Consider the following 15757-nt stretch of genomic DNA (forward strand, 5'->3'; position numbering starts at 1 on the left):
TAATAAGCAGTGTTATAAATGTTAGTAGTTGAACTCATTTTTGTTACATTTATATTTTATTATCAACTTATATACCCTTTATGAATTATAATCATTTTCAAGTAGCTGACGATATTAAGTTAACCCTTTTTAAATCAATGCTTAAGCCACGAATGATAGAGGAGAAAATGCTAATTCTTTTGCGACAGGGCAAAGTCTCTAAATGGTTTAGTGGTATTGGGCAAGAAGCTATTTCGGTAGGGGTTACCAGCGCATTAAATAATGATGAGTATATTTTACCGATGCATAGGAATTTAGGGGTGTTTACCACTAGAGAAATACCATTATACAGACTTTTTACACAATGGCAAGGTAAGGCAAGTGGCTTTACCCAAGGGCGTGACCGTAGTTTTCATTTTGGTACACAAGAATTTAAGATAATAGGGATGATTTCTCATTTGGGACCGCAGTTAGGTGTTGCAGATGGTATTGCCCTTGCGCATAAATTGCGAAATGAAAAAAGAGTAACCGCAGTATTTACGGGGGAAGGAGCTACCAGTGAAGGTGATTTTCATGAGGCTTTAAATGTTGCTGCCGTTTGGGAGTTGCCTGTTTTGTTTTGTGTTGAAAACAATGGATATGGATTATCAACACCTACCAACGAACAATTCAGATGTGAAAACCTAGCCGATAAAGGAATTGGCTACGGAATGGAATCTCATATTATTGATGGTAATAACATCTTAGAGGTCTATTCTAAAGTATCGGAATTGATGGAGGATATGAGAAATAATCCACGACCCGTTTTACTGGAATTTAAAACTTTTCGTATGCGAGGGCATGAAGAAGCCAGTGGTACAAAATATGTTCCACAAGAGCTTTTAGATACCTGGGCAGAGAAAGATCCGTTGGAGAATTTCACCTCTTTTTTAAAGAAAGAAAAAATACTTACAGTTGAATTAATTGACCGTATTAGAACTGAAATTCAAGCCGAAATTGATGAGCATTTGCAAAAAGCATACGTCGAAGAATCGATAACTCCTAATGAAAGTAAAGAATTAAGTGAGGTATATCAAAACTTTGATTTTAAAGATAGTACTCCTAGTATACATACTAAGAACATACGTTTGATTGATGCGATTTCTGATGGATTAAGGGCATCGATGAAAAAGTTCGATAACCTAGTTATCATGGGGCAAGATGTTGCTGAATATGGCGGTGTGTTTAAAATTACAGATGGCTTTGTTGAAGATTTTGGAAAGGAACGCGTACGCAATACACCAATTTGTGAATCGGCAATAGTATCAGCCGCTATGGGCTTGTCCATCAATGGGGCAAAAGCGGTAATGGAAATGCAATTTGCCGACTTTGCCAGTACCGGATTCAATCCTATTGTAAATTATTTAGCCAAGAGTTTTTATCGATGGGGTGAAAAAGCTGATGTGGTTATACGTATGCCCTGTGGTGGTGGAGTAGCTGCTGGTCCGTTTCATTCTCAAACCAATGAAGCTTGGTTTACCAAGACGCCAGGGCTTAAAGTGGTGTATCCTGCATTTCCTTATGATGCTAAAGGCTTATTGGCAACTGCTATTGAGGACCCTAACCCTGTATTGTTCTTTGAGCATAAAGGCTTGTATAGAAGTATGTATCAAGAAGTACCCGTTAATTATTATACATTACCCTTTGGTAAAGCTAGTCTCCTTAGAGAAGGTTCTTCGATTACTATTGTTACTTATGGTGCTGGAGTGCATTGGGCTTTAGAGTGTTTAGATAATAATATGGAAATTCAGGCCGACTTATTAGACCTACGAACCTTGCAGCCTTTAGATATAAATGCTATTTATGATTCCGTTAAAAAAACGGGTAAACTTATCATACTACAAGAAGATAGTTTATTTGGAGGTATTGCAAGCGATATTTCAGCTTTAGTAATGGAAAATTGTTTTGAATATTTAGACGGGCCCATTCGAAGAGTTGGTAGTTTGGAGACTCCAATTCCATTTGACGCAAAATTAGAACAACAATACCTTGCCAAATCTAGATTTGAGTCTGCTTTGCTTGAACTTATAGCTTATTAAGTATATCGGTTAACATTATTATTAAAAGGGCTAAAGTGGCATATACTTTGGGTGGATATTTGCGTTATAGATTGAAATATAAAGGATAGTAATCCATCCAAAAAGTAAGAATTAACGTATATAGAATCAAACCTAATAAATTTACTTATGAAAAAAATGATTTGGCTATTTAGTATTGTTCTTTTAGTATCTTCTTGCTCTATATCAAAAGATGCACGTGGAAAAAGAAACTTATTAAGTGGAACATGGACATTGAACAATATCGCTTTTGAAGGCAATACCGGTAACATGAAAGCAGTCTTATTTAATGATGTAGAAGATATTTGTCTTGAAGGTAGTGAGTGGTTCTTTCGCGACAATAACAGTACTGGTAGATATACTATTAGTCCGTCAACTCTATGTAATGGTGGAGACCGTTATATAAGATGGTCTGTTGTTGAGCGTGAAGAAAATTATACCAGTCAGTTGCAGTTCAAATTCATTAATGAAAAAAATAAGGATATTTCTGGTGGAGCTGGTTACCGTTTAAATATTGAAACTTTGACTGAGTATGCAATGATTTTGAAATCTAACGTTATGGTAGATGGTACTGCGATAAACGTAGTTTATGAGTTCACAAAAAAATAATAAACCTACTTTAAAATTAAATTTAAGCATATGAAAACAATGATAATACGTAAAACAAGCTACATATTCGCTCTTACAATGGTAATAAGCTGTAGTACGGTTAAAAACGCAAATAAAACTCAAAAAGGAGCTGTTATAGGTGCTGCAGGTGGTGCAGTTATTGGTGGCGTTTTGGGTAATAATGTTGGTAGTGGTAACAATACAGCTCTTGGAGCAATTTTAGGTGCTGCCATTGGTGGTGCAGCTGGTGGATATATCGGAAATCGAATGGACCGACAAGCAGAGCGTATAGAAGAAGAAATTCCTGGTGCAGAAGTGAAGAGAGTTGGTGAAGGTATTAATGTTACTTTCAATGAAGATGCAGGTGTATACTTCGCAACCAATAAGTCGAACGTTCAAGGAACTTCTGCTACAACATTAGATAAATTAGCTGGTATTTTTAACGAATATCCTAATTCTAATGTTTTGGTTGAAGGCCATACAGATAGCGCAGGTGCTGATGAGTATAACATGAACTTATCTAAACAAAGAGCAGAATCGGTAACCAATTACTTAATTAGCAAAGGAGTTGATGCAAGTCGTTTCGATACAAAATGGTACGGTGAAACTCAACCTGTTGGCGATAATACAACTGCAGAAGGTAAAGCAAAGAACAGAAGAGTTGAACTAGCAATCGTTGCTAGTGAGGCTTTAAAACAAGAAGCAAAAACACAAACCAATTAAGAGTAACTTGTATTGGTTTTGAGTTAAAATAAAAGCCCTGCATTTGCAGGGCTTTTTGTTTTTGATGTAACTTCCCGATGGTGAAAAAATACGATGTACTTATTCTAGGGGGAGGACTTGCAGGGCTTACTGCGGCTATTCATTTGGCTTTGGAAGGTAAGCATGTTGGTGTTTTTGAGATAAATGAATACCCGCATCATAAGGTATGTGGTGAATACGTGTCTAAAGAAATATTGCCCTATTTTAATAGATTGGGGATTTTTCCTAGGTCGGTTGGAGCGGTTGATATTACACAGTTTCAAATTTCTAATCACAAAGGCTATTCGGTAGAAACAGAATTGCCGCTCGGTGGTTTTGGGATAAGTAGATATGCTTTAGATAATTTACTTTATAATCGTACCAAGGAACTGGGAGTGATTTTTTATTTCGAAAAAGTAATTAAAACAGTATTTAAGGATGATACTTTTACGATTACTACAGCAATTAATACCTACACTTCCAAAATCGTTTTAGGGGCTTATGGTAAGCGTTCTATATTAGATAAAAATATGGATAGGGAATTTAGTCTTAAAAAGAACTCTTGGCTGGCTGTTAAAGCACATTATCAAATGCCCGATTTCCCCAATGAATTAGTTGGTTTGCATAATTTTAATGGTGGATACGGCGGACTCTCCACAACGGAATCTGGCGCAATCAATTTCTGTTATCTAGTTCATTATAAAACTTTTAAAAAATATAAAGACATCACCGCTTTTAATAACGAAGTAGTGGCGAAAAACCCTTTTTTAAATTCGTTTTTATCAAATGCCAAACCATTATTCAAACAACCTATGACCATTGCCCAGATTTCCTTTGATAAGAAAGATACAGTGGTTGATCATATGCTCATGTGTGGTGATACAGCGGGTTTAATACATCCTCTTTGTGGCAATGGAATGGCAATGGCAATACATAGTGCTAAAATTGCCTCTGAATTGGTATTGCAGTATTTTTATGATTCAAAATACGAGCGAAATCAGTTAGAGCGGGATTATAAAAAAATATGGACCAAATCATTTAGCAAGCGATTATGGTTCGGTAGACGATTGCAGCGTATCTTAATGAATAAAACAATGGTTTCAATAGGAATCCTTACCGTAGGAAAATGGAAAACATTGCTAAAATATATTATAACGAAGACACACGGAGAAATGATATCCTAATGGTAGATTTAACACAGCGAAGTACTGAAATTGAGATTATGGATACTTATACTGGTACTACCAAAGAACTGTATACCATATTACAAGATATTAATAGGGTAAATAGACTACTAGGCGGTTATAGTGTTACTTTAAATGCTGTTTTTAAATTACTTACGTTAGAAAATAAAGAATCGTATACGATTTTAGATATGGGTTGTGCAGAAGGTACCATGCTCAGAAAGCTGGCCAAAGAAGCTAGAAAACGAAATATTTCTCTCAAATTTATAGGTGTGGACCTAAACAAACAAGGGATAGAACTAGCAAGATATTATTCGGTCGATTATCCCGAAATAACATATTTGGAAGCAGATATTTTAACTGCTGATTTCTCTACTTATAATATTGATGTTGTGATGACCACGTTAACAATGCATCATTTCACAAATAAAGGTGTAGTTCAATTCGTAAATAAGTTTAATTCACTTGCATCTTTAGGAGTTGTTATCAATGATTTAGATCGTAACCCGGTAGCTTTCTATTTGTTCAAGGCATTTAGTTTCTTTTTTATTAGAACAGTAATTGCTAAAAAAGATGGGCTATTATCGATACGAAGAGCATTTAAAAAGAAAGACTTAATGGGGTATGCTACTCAAGTAAAAAATGCATCTCACCAAATTGAATGGAAATGGGCCTTTAGATATGTATGGGTTTTAAAAAAGAAGTAGTAGATTGAAGACTAAGAACAACTATGAATCCAACAAGAATTGTTAGTGTTACCAAAGAATTACCTGAGTATTTTAGATATACCAAGGATATTCTACCGTTAGTTGAATTTTGGCTAAGCGGTCAGGAAGAACGATTTACACGTAAGGTCGTTAAAATTTTTGAAGGTGCTGCGGTCGACAAGCGATATTCCATAATGCCTCCAGAAGAGGTATTTGTAGCCACTTCTTTTGAAGATAAAAATAAAATTTACGTTAGAGAGGCAAAGCGTATGGGAGCCAATGTGCTTCGAAATGCTCTGCATAAAACTAGCTGGCAAGCAGGTTCCGTCGATTATATCATAACGGTAAGTTGTACGGGTATTATGATTCCATCACTAGATGCCTATTTAATCAATGAGCTAGGTATGCGTCAAGATATTGTTCGGCTTCCTGTAACTGAAATGGGTTGTGCTGCAGGAGTATCGGGACTTATTTATGCCCATAACTTCCTTAAATCTAATCCTGGGAAACGTATTGCCTTGGTGTCAGTGGAGAGTCCGACTGCAACTTTTCAACTAAATGATTATTCCATGGCCAATATGGTAAGTGCAGCAATATTCGGTGATGGTGCGGCTTGCGTATTGTTGTCATCGGAGGAAGGCGCTGTAGGGCCTAAAATTATTGGGGAAGATATGTACCATTTTAAAGATGCTACACATATGATGGGTTTTGACTTAACCAACTACGGATTAAAAATGATTCTAGATCCAGCGGTCCCAGAAACAATATCCAACCATTTCTCGGATATTGTTCATCCTTTTCTGGAAAAATATGGAAGTGATATACAGAAAGTAGACCACTTAATTTTTCATCCCGGCGGTAAAAAAATAGTACAGACCGTAGAATCGTTATTCGGTGCTTTAGGAAAGAATATTGATGATACACGGGAAGTTTTAAGACTGTATGGTAATATGAGCAGTGCTACTGTTCTTTACGTTTTAGAGCGTTTTTTAGAAAAAGAGATACGAAAAGGAGAACAAGGACTCATTTTAAGTTTTGGTCCTGGTTTTTCGGCACAGCGAGTTCTTATCGAATGGTAGTTTATAAAAGTAATTAGAAAGATGAAAACTAATTTTTGGGCATTGATTTTAGGTGGTAGTAGCGGACTTGGTTTAGCTACGGCAAAGAAATTAGCAAGTCAAGGTTATCACATTATAATCGTACATAGAGATAGGCGTTCTGATATGGATGATATAGAAACATCATTTAATGAAATAAGAGCGTTCGGCAATCAATTGATTGCATTGAATGCCGATGCTTTAAATATCGAAAAGCGTGCAGTAATTATTTCCGATATAGAACACCAATTACCCGAAGGACATCAAATTAAAGTGCTTGTGCATAGTGTGGCAAAAGGAACATTGAAGCCTATGTACTCAATAAGTAAATCAACCCTTACCGATACAGATTTCAGAATTACCTTCGATGCGATGGCATTGAGTCTCTATGATTGGACAAAGGCATTGGTCGCTACAAAGCTATTTGCCTCAGATACTAGAATAATTTCGTTTACAAGTGAGGGGAATACCAAAGCTTTACTTAACTATAGTGCCGTTTCTGTAGCAAAAGTGGCTTTAGAGGCATTAACACGAAGTATTGCATTAGAATTTGCACCAATCGGTATAAAGGCGAATTGTATACAAGCCGGTATAACGATGACCAAATCATTATCTATGATTCCGGGTTATGAGGAGATTAAAGCAAATGCATTGAAACGGAATCCGAATAATCGATTAACAACGCCTGATGATGTAGCTAATGCTGTTTATTTGCTGACTACCGATGAAGCAAAATGGATTACCGGAACAGTGATTAAAGTAGATGGCGGTGAAAGTCTGATTTAAGATTAAATAAATGACCAAGAATACATATCAATGCTTAGTGAATAAATTGCCTTACTCGGAGTCTTTTCTGTTTGTTGATGAAATTTTAAATGTAAGTGAGAAAAGTGTAGAAGGAACATATAGATTTAAGCCTGAGGCTACATTTTATAATGGACATTTTAAGGATAACCCAGTTACCCCAGGAGTACTCTTAACAGAGTGCTGTGCACAAATAGGTCTAGTATGTTTGGGAATTTATCTTTTGGGGGAAGAAAATAACATAGAAGACTTAAAAATAGGAATGAGTAGTTCTCAAATGGAATTTTTACTACCAGTTTTTCCAGGAGAAAGGGTTCGGGTTACCTCAGAACTTATTTACTATAGGTTTCATAAATTAAAGTGCAATGTTAAAATGTTTAATGAAAAAGATAAATTGGTCTGTAAAGGTACGTTGGCGGGCATGATGGTTATAAATAATGAGTAGACGTGTTGTTGTTACGGGGTTAGGGGTTTGTGCGCCAAATGGTGTGGGTCTTTCCGATTTTACCCAATCGCTGTTAGACGGTAAAAGTGGTATTCGACATCAGCCTATTTTAGAAAAATTAGGATTTGGTTGTCAAATTGCAGGCGAACCTTTGGTGAAAGATAATTTTATAGATAATTACTTTACACCGTTAGAAAGAAGGGGTTTAAATGCAACAGGAATAGTTTACGGTGTAATAGCCGGTGTAGATGCTTGGAAAAATGCTGGTTTAGAAAAGAACAAGACAGAAGAGCCTAGCTGGGAACGAGGTATACTATTCGGTACTGGTATATTGGGCGTAGATAAATTTAGAGAAGCCATTCACCTTATTGATGATGGTAGCGTGCGAAGATTGGGCAGTACCTCTGTTATACAAACAATGGCCAGTGGTATTAGCGCTTATTTAGGCGGCTTGTTAGGTTGTGGGAACCAAGTAACAACTAATTCTGCTGCTTGTACAACGGGTACGGAAGGTATTATAATGGCATTTGAACGCATTAGTTTAGGAAAAGCAGAAATAATATTAACGGGGAGCTGTAGTGATAGCGGTCCGTATGTATGGGGTGGGTTTGATGCAATGCGTATTTTACCAAGAGACTATAATAATAATCCTTCACAAGCAAGTAGACCAATGAGTGCTTCGGCTAGCGGATTTGTTCCTGGTAGTGGGGCAGGGGCTCTAGTTTTAGAATCTTTGGAAAGTGCACAAAAAAGAGGTGCGCATATATATGCTGAAGTTTTAGGTGGAGAAATTAATAGTGGCGGCCAATTAGGAGAAGGTTCTATGACGGCACCCAACAGTATTGCCGTTCAGCGTTGTATTCGTCAGGCAATGTACAATTCAGGAATTGAAGCATCTGACGTAGATGTGATTAATGGGCATTTAACTGCTACATCTAAAGACGCTTTAGAAATTGAGAATTGGAGTAAGGCCTTGAATCGTTCGGGAAAAGATTTTCCATATATCAATTCCTTTAAAGGGACTGTTGGACATTGTTTAGCCGCAGCCGGAAGTATAGAGAGTGTAGCGACTATTTTACAATTTCAAGAAAAGGTTGTGTTTAAGAATATAAATTGTGACGATATTCATACTGAAATACAGTCATTAATTTCAGAAGATCGTATTCCGAGAAAAACAATGGGCCATAATCCTAAAATAATTGCCAAAGCAAGTTTTGGCTTTGGCGATGTTAATGCATGTGTTATTTTTAAAGCCTATTCTAATTAAAGTTTAGTAGCACGCTAATAAAAAACAATAAAATATACTTTTTGGTATAAAAAATACAACAATGCTAGAAGAAGAAAAATATCAAAAATTAAAGGATATTATAAAAATATATCTACCTGAAGACGTTACAATTGCAGACATAGAAAAGAATAGTCATTTTATGAATGATTTAAATATTAATTCCGCTAACCTAGTAGACATTGTACTAGATGTTGAGGATGCTTTTGATATTCGATTAGAAAACGATGATATGGATCATATGCAAACCGTGAATGATGCGATGGCAATTATCGATACTAAACTGAAAAGTAAATAATCGCTTCCTTATTCTCTTTCTTTAATAAACATGGAAGCTAAGACCCCTGATGCCAAAGCTACTGATATTACAGTAAGAGAAACCCATTCTGGTAACTCTATATAATGGGAGAAAAGCATTTTTAATCCCACAAAAGCGAGTATCACAACGAGGCTATAGTTAATGTATCTAAATTTTTCCAACATTCGTGAAATCAAGAAATACATTGATCGTAACCCTAAAATTGCCAAAATATTAGAAGTAAATACAATAAAAGGGTCTGCCGTAATTGCTAAAATGGCCGGTATACTATCTAAAGCAAATAGAATATCGGTTAGTTCTATTACTATAAGTGCAACGAATAGGGGAGTAGCAGCATTTACCCCCATCCTTTTTACGAAAAAAGCATGACCGTTCATTTTTGATGTTACAGGGTAGATTTTTTTGATCATTTTAAAAACAAATGACTTCTTAGGGTCAAAATCGTCATCATCACCCTTTAGCATATTAAAAGCGGTATACAATAAAAAGATACCGAAAATGTAAATAATCCATTCAAACTTAGTGATCAATGCAACCCCGAAGAAAATCATTAAAGCTCTAAAAACAATTGCCCCTAAAATTCCCCAGAATAATACCCTATGCTGGTATAAAGGAGGAATCTTGAATGAACTGAAGATTACTGCGATGACAAAAATATTGTCTACACTTAAAGAAAGTTCTATTAAATACCCTGTAATGTATTTTAAAACAGCATTGTTAGGTGTTAGTCCGGTAGGGTTATCAATCATTCCAGAATTGAACAGCCAATAGATAACACCACTAAAACTAAAAGCTACAGTAACCCAAATTGCAGTCCAAATACCTGCTTCTTTTGATTTTATAACATGATCGTTTTTATGGAATACACCAAGGTCTAAAGCAAGAAAAATAAGTACAAATACAATAAAAACAATCCAGACTATCATATCATTTTTTTCAACATGCAAAGATATTAAATTTTGACATTTGGAATTTTATTTTATTTAAATGTTTACGGATTGATAATCAAGATTTTAGGTTTCCTATTATCTGATGAATTTCACTTATGATTGTACGATAGCACCTAATTATTGTAGTTACTTATAAACCAATAACATGATAATTTAGAAAATAAGTTTTGCCTTTTAATAAATTGGTTTATCAAACTAATGGTATAGATAAAATCTAATTTAAGAGTGATTTTATGGAAAGAATATTTAGAAAGATTGTAAATTATTTAAGGGGATAACCTGTGCGGTTCTATCGATTAATAGCAACTTACCAACATATAAATCGATTGTTCAAAAATATAGTACTACATTTCTCATAGAACAATAATTGAAATGAAAAAACTAACGTTATTGGGTGGTGTTTTCATATACCTACTTTTAGGTGTAAACACTACTTTCGCACAAGATGTTGCATCGATTAATGCTAAAATAAACAAGAGAACTCTACTTAACCAATTCGAGTCTGATTATGTACTATCTGTTTCTGAACGTATTGCGTTAAAGCAAAGTAGAATTGCATTTCAATATCGAACTAAACAGATATTGGATTCACTTAATATTTCCGATAAAAAAAGAAAGCGCCTAATTCAAGAATTAAAGCGCAATCCATTTTCCGATAAAATTCAAAATGTTATCACAAGTGAAACTAAATCCGAGGATAATTCTGAAGATTAAACCTCGTTAAAATACAGTTTAATGAGATTGCATTTTAGCTTTTCGTTTCTCTAACTGTCTTTGTAAGTCTTCTACCGAAGAAGCTATAGAAGCTTCAAAACTTCCTGTCGACGATTGAGCGAACAAACGAGGTCCAGGGGCGCTCAAACGTATATTACATACCATACCGGTATCTGGTGATGAAGTATTCTCTTTCTTGAAAAAAACATCGGATCTAACTATAAAATCAAACTTATCCAATAATTTTTCTAATTTTTGGGCAGCCATAATTTCCAATCGGTTACTGGCTTTCACATCGTCGTATTCAAAATTGATATTCATAGGTTCAAAGTTTAGATTAAGATACTCAATTCAAATCTTCTTGGCAACTAAAAAAAGCTTTAATAACCGGACTTTTGAGTTAACAATAGCTAATCGTTTTGTTTCTAAATCGTTAACGAAAGTTTTTAATTTTTAAAGTATAGTTAAACTATTACAAACATAGTTGATATTCAAACTTCTTACCTTAATTTGAATCAAATTCCCCACATTTTCATTTTAAAACTTTACGCTATGGAAAATGAACTGGATAAATTTAAATGTTTAGGTAAATTGGAACGTTGCTACAATACGCTTCAATATTTTAGAACTCTTATAGATTCATATTTATATGAACCTTCGACGATGGCTCTTTTTGATACTAAAGCATATCTCAAAGATAAAATAAGGAAGTTGGCAGCGGTAAACGAAAACCTTTTAGACTATATGAAACTTACCAATGAGCTATTGCCAGATCAGTACCAATCTGTAAACTTTCACATTAAGGAAACAGCAGATCTAGAAATTGATGTAATTGAATTTACCCAAAAATCTAGAAAATATGTTCAACATTCTATTAGTATTTGAATTTGGTGATTTCTTGGTGAATTCCGAATTTGAGGATAATTATTTTGAGTCTTTGGCATAGATTTAGTGGATTTAAATATAGTTAATGGAATATAACCTATGAAAACAATAGTTACTTCTTTTATGGTCCTTAGTTTATTGTTTAGTTGTACTTCTACTAAAAACAGTATAAGCGATACCCACCCAATTCATTCATTAATTTCATCAAAATCTTTTGAGTTTACTGCTGATTGGGCTAACCCTATGGTTACTCAAAGTATGAATGCTGTAGCGAATTCTGGACTTATACCACATGGAAGTAATGTATCCCGTATTAATTTAGTAGGAAATCCTAATTTTATCAAAGTAAATGGCGATAGCGTAACCGCTAATTTGCCATATTATGGAGAACGGCAATTAGGTGGGGGCTATGGTTCAGCAACCGGAATTGAGTTTAATGGAATTCCTACAACTTATAGCCAGACTTTCGATCCAGATAAAGGTAAATACAACATCACCTTCAATATCAGTGAAAAGTCTGATAGTTATTTTGTTATAATGGCCATCTATCCAAATAAAACATCAAGTGTATCGATAAGTCTCAGTAATCGAAATTCTATTCGTTATGAAGGCGCAATTAAAGCATTGGCAGGCAACACTAAGCAGTAAACGAATTTTATTCTTTTTCTAGTAACTATCTGTATTGGTTACAAAAGCAATTCTTTTACTATCTGGTGACCAACTCGGTACATTTATAGTTCCTTGACCTCCATAAATATGGGCAAGTACTTTGGGTTCTCCTCCTTTAAATGGCATAATACGTAACATACAATGCTTGTAAAATGGATGTTCGCTAGGGTTTATATCTTTCGGAAAGGAAATAAAGACTATCCATTTTTGATCAGGACTTACATGGGGGAACCAATTGTTATATTCATCAAAGGTCAATTGTTCTTGTTTCTTGCCATTTGCTTTCATTCGATAGAGCTGCATGGTACCCGAGCGAACCGAATTGAAGTAGATGAATTTTCCATTCTCACTAAATTCCGGGCCATCATCTAGGGTCGGTAAATCGGTGAGTTGCTCCTCCTTTCCCGATTTAACATTGACCGAAAATATATTATAAGCTCCATTTCTGTTACCTGTAAACAGCATCTCCTTATTGTTTGGAGACCAACCATGAAAGTAAGAGGCACCAACACCTGGCTTGGTAACCATTTTAGGTAATGAATCACCCTCTGTAGGTAAGTAATAAAGTGCAGAAGTGCCATTATCTTTTTGGTTATGATTGCTAATACCTAGTAATTGACCATCAAAAGTAAGCACGTGATCATTATTGTTGTTAACAGCAAAACCAGTATTTAGTGGAGTAATGGCATTTGTTTCTAACTCATAATTGTACAGATGACCTTTAGAATTGTAAATCAAATTTTTACCATCGACCGTCCAATTAGGTGCTTGTATGGAGTGTGCGGAATGATGAATGATTTTTCTATGTCCGGTTTCTACATCCATCAATTCTAGATTACTGCCAATATAATCTCTGTAGGGGGTATAATCTTCAGCTACAGGTTTAATGATGCGTACATTACTAAAAGTGGCACTTTCCAATATGTCTGGGTTATGAGAACATACATACAAGCCCACATAAACTTCATTATCGAGGCTCTCATTATTTACCAGCTCAACACTTGTAAACTCCTTTCCGAATTTTGTGGTAGACATGATATAGGTTGTGCCCCGCCTTTCTAATTGTATGATAGTAGGGGACTGGTCGTTAGATTTTAGCTCTTCGGTAAGTCCGCCAACCGTTTTCCGGTACTGTAAAGAGGTGAGTCCGTCACCATGGGTACTGGCATTTACATGATTAGAATTAGCATCAAGACTGTTTTTGATTATCCACCCTGCTTTACGGTGAGGGTCGTTTCCTTTTCCGTTAAAATTTACCGTCGCACGAAGAATAAAATCACCTTGTATGGTCGTCCATAAATATTGAAATTCATCGGTACCAAACCACATATTAGTACCTGCACCTGTTAAGGTATATGCTTGGTTTAAAGCATCGAAAGTTGCAGAACCCTTTACTTTTGGATTCCCGATAGCAGTATTGCCATCGAAAATTCCGATTCTATATTGTGCTTGAAAAGTGGTCGTGATACATACAAATAGAAAGGATAGGGTAAATGAACGTAATTTCATGATGCGTAGTTGTTATTGTTGGTAACTGTATTTAAATATACTCTATAATTCTTTTGCTTAGTCATATAGATCTTTATGAAATCATAAGAAGGCAACTTACTACGTAGTCGAAATTGATTATTAATTGCTGTTTTTATTACCGTATCACTCTGTTTTAAGTTAAAGGAAGCCTAACAGGAGAAGGTTTTGTTCTATTATTCGTTATTGGGTATTGAGAACAATACCTTTGCGGCTCAATAAAGTTAAATAGTAGAATTTAATAGTATGAGTAAAGTAAAAGCAGATTCGTTAGTAAGTGTACATTACACAGGTAAATTGAGTGATGGTCAAGTGTTTGATAGTTCTGTAAATAGAGAGCCTTTAGAGGTAAAATTAGGGCAAGGTAGTTTAATACCTGGTTTTGAAAAAGGATTGATCGATATGCAACCGAACGAGAAAAAGACTATCGTTATTGCTAAGGAAGAAGCATATGGTGAAAAGCGTAAGGAACTTTTTCAATCGGTAAAAAAATCAGATTTACCGGAAGATTTGAAAGTAGAGGTCGATATGGCGCTTATGGCTACAAATGCTGATGGAAGCGAAAAACAACTACGTGTTGCTGAAGTATTGGAAGATGAAATTGTAGTAGATGCAAATCATCCTTTGGCCGGCGAAGATTTAACTTTCGAGTTAGAGTTGGTTGAAATTAAATAAATAAAATTCGTTTTATAAAAAAACCGCCCTATTAAGGGTGGTTTTTTTTGTTTTGATAGGTGATTTGAAGTATGTTCGTACCTTGATATTAATAAGAGGATAACCCTTTATATTTCTTATATTATTACATGGTTAACAAGGCTTATTTTTAAAAACGCTTACAAGAATATTAGTGTTATGAACATTCTAAAAAATACCTACTACACTTTTAGGGTTTGTATGCCCTTTGTGGCACTATTTTCAATGTTTCTAGTGGTTATATCTTGCGCAGAAGAACCTGAACATGAAGAATGGGTGGCTTTGTTCAATGGGGCCAATTATGACGACTGGACACCAAAATTTGCGGGATATGAACTTGGTATTAACCATAACAACAGGTTTGTGTATCAGGATAGTCTTTTAAGCGTCAGGTACGCTAAAACAGATACTTTTAATGGTAATTTTGGGCACTTATTCTACAAACAAAAATTCTCGCATTACAAACTGCGCGCAACCTATCGGTTTGTTGGGGAGCAAATGACAAATGGGCCTGCTTGGGCTTTTCGAAATAATGGACTTATGTTACATTGTCAAGAGCCTGCAACATTGGGTTTAGACCAAGATTTTCCAATTTCTTTAGAGTATCAACTTTTGGGAGGCGATGGTATCCATGAACGTACCACGGCCAATTTGTGCACACCGGGCACGAATGTGGTAATGAATGATAGCCTGTTTACCCCACACTGTGTCAACGCTACCTCAAAAACCTATCACGGCGACCAATGGGTGACTGCTGAAGCTTTGGTTCTTGGTGATTCTTTAGTACAGCATATTATGGAAGGTGAAGTTGTTTTAGAATTTAAATCACCAACCATTGGTGGGGGTAATATCTCTGGGTATAACGAAAGTGTATATGAGGTAGGAAAACCGTTAAAAGAAGGCTATATATCTATTCAGGCAGAATCGCATCCCATTGATTTTAAAAGTATAGAAGTATTGAATCTTTGTGGTTGTATGGACGAAAAAGCCAAAAATTATAAGTCTTACTATGTAAAAGCAGATAATAGCACATGTATTTACGAATAGAAAAAT

Annotated in this window: 18 protein-coding genes; 15 read left to right on the forward strand and 3 right to left on the reverse strand. The window is 35.3% G+C overall.

From position 1 onward, the window contains the following. The first annotated feature begins 80 nt into the window (after positions 1 to 80). From AACZ49_RS09350 to AACZ49_RS09395, 10 genes are all read left to right on the forward strand, one after another. A complete protein-coding gene (locus tag AACZ49_RS09350; protein WP_339653885.1) occupies positions 81 to 2057 on the forward strand; it encodes a dehydrogenase E1 component subunit alpha/beta in 1977 nt (658 codons plus the stop codon). A 147-nt stretch (positions 2058 to 2204) separates the two neighbouring features. Beyond that, positions 2205 to 2684, forward strand: a complete 480-nt coding sequence (locus AACZ49_RS09355) for a lipocalin family protein (protein ID WP_339653887.1) — start codon at positions 2205 to 2207, stop codon at positions 2682 to 2684. 30 nt (positions 2685 to 2714) lie between these two features. After that, positions 2715 to 3407, forward strand: a complete 693-nt coding sequence (locus AACZ49_RS09360) for an OmpA family protein (protein WP_339653889.1) — start codon at positions 2715 to 2717, stop codon at positions 3405 to 3407. A 77-nt stretch (positions 3408 to 3484) separates the two neighbouring features. Further along, a complete protein-coding gene (locus AACZ49_RS09365; RefSeq protein WP_339653891.1) occupies positions 3485 to 4609 on the forward strand; it encodes an FAD-dependent monooxygenase in 1125 nt (374 codons plus the stop codon). Further along, positions 4609 to 5316 carry a methyltransferase domain-containing protein gene (locus AACZ49_RS09370; RefSeq protein WP_339653894.1) on the forward strand — a complete coding sequence of 236 codons (708 nt, stop codon included), beginning with the start codon at positions 4609 to 4611 and terminating at the stop codon, positions 5314 to 5316. The genes AACZ49_RS09365 and AACZ49_RS09370 overlap by 1 nt, the downstream gene beginning before the upstream one ends. Positions 5317 to 5339: 23 nt before the next feature. Next, positions 5340 to 6395, forward strand: coding sequence for a type III polyketide synthase (locus tag AACZ49_RS09375; RefSeq protein WP_339653896.1), 1056 nt, complete (start codon positions 5340 to 5342; stop codon positions 6393 to 6395). A 21-nt stretch (positions 6396 to 6416) separates the two neighbouring features. Further along, positions 6417 to 7199, forward strand: a complete 783-nt coding sequence (locus tag AACZ49_RS09380) for an SDR family oxidoreductase (RefSeq protein WP_339653899.1) — start codon at positions 6417 to 6419, stop codon at positions 7197 to 7199. Positions 7200 to 7209: 10 nt separating this feature from the next. Then, complete coding sequence (locus AACZ49_RS09385; protein WP_339653902.1) at positions 7210 to 7662, forward strand: hotdog domain-containing protein; 453 nt, start codon at positions 7210 to 7212, stop codon at positions 7660 to 7662. Continuing rightward, positions 7655 to 8929, forward strand: a complete 1275-nt coding sequence (locus tag AACZ49_RS09390; RefSeq protein ID WP_339653905.1) for a beta-ketoacyl-[acyl-carrier-protein] synthase family protein — start codon at positions 7655 to 7657, stop codon at positions 8927 to 8929. The genes AACZ49_RS09385 and AACZ49_RS09390 overlap by 8 nt, the downstream gene beginning before the upstream one ends. 61 nt (positions 8930 to 8990) lie before the next feature. After that, complete coding sequence (locus AACZ49_RS09395) at positions 8991 to 9245, forward strand: phosphopantetheine-binding protein (RefSeq protein ID WP_339653908.1); 255 nt, start codon at positions 8991 to 8993, stop codon at positions 9243 to 9245. 8 nt (positions 9246 to 9253) lie between these two features. Here the strand turns inward: AACZ49_RS09395 and AACZ49_RS09400 are convergent, their stop codons facing one another. Next, complete coding sequence (locus AACZ49_RS09400) at positions 9254 to 10192, reverse strand: TerC family protein (protein WP_339653911.1); 939 nt, start codon at positions 10190 to 10192, stop codon at positions 9254 to 9256. Between the two features lie 396 nt (positions 10193 to 10588). On the opposite strand from AACZ49_RS09400, the gene AACZ49_RS09405 reads away from it, so the two are divergent. Continuing rightward, a complete protein-coding gene (locus AACZ49_RS09405; RefSeq protein ID WP_339653913.1) occupies positions 10589 to 10930 on the forward strand; it encodes a hypothetical protein in 342 nt (113 codons plus the stop codon). 18 nt (positions 10931 to 10948) lie between these two features. Here the strand turns inward: AACZ49_RS09405 and AACZ49_RS09410 are convergent, their stop codons facing one another. After that, positions 10949 to 11251 carry an HPF/RaiA family ribosome-associated protein gene (locus tag AACZ49_RS09410; RefSeq protein ID WP_091619746.1) on the reverse strand — a complete coding sequence of 101 codons (303 nt, stop codon included), beginning with the start codon at positions 11249 to 11251 and terminating at the stop codon, positions 10949 to 10951. A gap of 231 nt (positions 11252 to 11482) precedes the next feature. Between AACZ49_RS09410 and AACZ49_RS09415 the strand changes: the two genes are divergently transcribed. Then, positions 11483 to 11815: a hypothetical protein gene (locus AACZ49_RS09415; protein WP_339653918.1), complete on the forward strand. Its 333-nt coding sequence runs from the start codon at positions 11483 to 11485 to the stop codon at positions 11813 to 11815. 99 nt (positions 11816 to 11914) lie between these two features. Continuing rightward, positions 11915 to 12463: a DUF4251 domain-containing protein gene (locus AACZ49_RS09420; protein ID WP_339653920.1), complete on the forward strand. Its 549-nt coding sequence runs from the start codon at positions 11915 to 11917 to the stop codon at positions 12461 to 12463. Between the two features lie 18 nt (positions 12464 to 12481). Here AACZ49_RS09420 and AACZ49_RS09425 read toward each other — a convergent pair whose 3' ends face one another. Further along, positions 12482 to 13993, reverse strand: a complete 1512-nt coding sequence (locus tag AACZ49_RS09425) for a biopolymer transporter TolR (protein WP_339653922.1) — start codon at positions 13991 to 13993, stop codon at positions 12482 to 12484. Positions 13994 to 14257: 264 nt separating this feature from the next. Between AACZ49_RS09425 and AACZ49_RS09430 the strand changes: the two genes are divergently transcribed. Both AACZ49_RS09430 and AACZ49_RS09435 read left to right on the forward strand, forming a co-directional pair. Beyond that, positions 14258 to 14686, forward strand: coding sequence for a peptidylprolyl isomerase (locus tag AACZ49_RS09430; RefSeq protein WP_339653924.1), 429 nt, complete (start codon positions 14258 to 14260; stop codon positions 14684 to 14686). A 177-nt stretch (positions 14687 to 14863) separates the two neighbouring features. Beyond that, positions 14864 to 15751, forward strand: coding sequence for a DUF1080 domain-containing protein (locus tag AACZ49_RS09435; protein ID WP_339653927.1), 888 nt, complete (start codon positions 14864 to 14866; stop codon positions 15749 to 15751). Positions 15752 to 15757: the final 6 nt, after the last annotated feature.

The organism is uncultured Maribacter sp., from assembly GCF_963975365.1.
In the GTDB taxonomy this organism is placed as follows: Bacteria; Bacteroidota; Bacteroidia; order Flavobacteriales; family Flavobacteriaceae; genus Maribacter.

Bases quoted from the DNA above. Each gene is read 5' to 3' on its own strand.
- AACZ49_RS09425 (WP_339653922.1), bottom strand. From the start codon at position 13,993: ATGAAATTACGTTCATTTACCCTATCCTTTCTATTTGTATGTATCACG.
- AACZ49_RS09355 (WP_339653887.1), top strand. From the start codon at position 2,205: ATGAAAAAAATGATTTGGCTATTTAGTATTGTTCTTTTAGTATCTTCT.
- AACZ49_RS09405 (WP_339653913.1), top strand. From the start codon at position 10,589: ATGAAAAAACTAACGTTATTGGGTGGTGTTTTCATATACCTACTTTTA.
- AACZ49_RS09420 (WP_339653920.1), top strand. From the start codon at position 11,915: ATGAAAACAATAGTTACTTCTTTTATGGTCCTTAGTTTATTGTTTAGT.
- AACZ49_RS09365 (WP_339653891.1), top strand. From the start codon at position 3,485: ATGGTGAAAAAATACGATGTACTTATTCTAGGGGGAGGACTTGCAGGG.
- AACZ49_RS09370 (WP_339653894.1), top strand. From the start codon at position 4,609: ATGGTAGATTTAACACAGCGAAGTACTGAAATTGAGATTATGGATACT.
- AACZ49_RS09390 (WP_339653905.1), top strand. From the start codon at position 7,655: ATGAGTAGACGTGTTGTTGTTACGGGGTTAGGGGTTTGTGCGCCAAAT.
- AACZ49_RS09395 (WP_339653908.1), top strand. From the start codon at position 8,991: ATGCTAGAAGAAGAAAAATATCAAAAATTAAAGGATATTATAAAAATA.
- AACZ49_RS09380 (WP_339653899.1), top strand. From the start codon at position 6,417: ATGAAAACTAATTTTTGGGCATTGATTTTAGGTGGTAGTAGCGGACTT.
- AACZ49_RS09360 (WP_339653889.1), top strand. From the start codon at position 2,715: ATGAAAACAATGATAATACGTAAAACAAGCTACATATTCGCTCTTACA.
- AACZ49_RS09410 (WP_091619746.1), bottom strand. From the start codon at position 11,251: ATGAATATCAATTTTGAATACGACGATGTGAAAGCCAGTAACCGATTG.
- AACZ49_RS09350 (WP_339653885.1), top strand. From the start codon at position 81: ATGAATTATAATCATTTTCAAGTAGCTGACGATATTAAGTTAACCCTT.
- AACZ49_RS09385 (WP_339653902.1), top strand. From the start codon at position 7,210: ATGACCAAGAATACATATCAATGCTTAGTGAATAAATTGCCTTACTCG.
- AACZ49_RS09400 (WP_339653911.1), bottom strand. From the start codon at position 10,192: ATGATAGTCTGGATTGTTTTTATTGTATTTGTACTTATTTTTCTTGCT.
- AACZ49_RS09430 (WP_339653924.1), top strand. From the start codon at position 14,258: ATGAGTAAAGTAAAAGCAGATTCGTTAGTAAGTGTACATTACACAGGT.
- AACZ49_RS09415 (WP_339653918.1), top strand. From the start codon at position 11,483: ATGGAAAATGAACTGGATAAATTTAAATGTTTAGGTAAATTGGAACGT.
- AACZ49_RS09375 (WP_339653896.1), top strand. From the start codon at position 5,340: ATGAATCCAACAAGAATTGTTAGTGTTACCAAAGAATTACCTGAGTAT.
- AACZ49_RS09435 (WP_339653927.1), top strand. From the start codon at position 14,864: ATGAACATTCTAAAAAATACCTACTACACTTTTAGGGTTTGTATGCCC.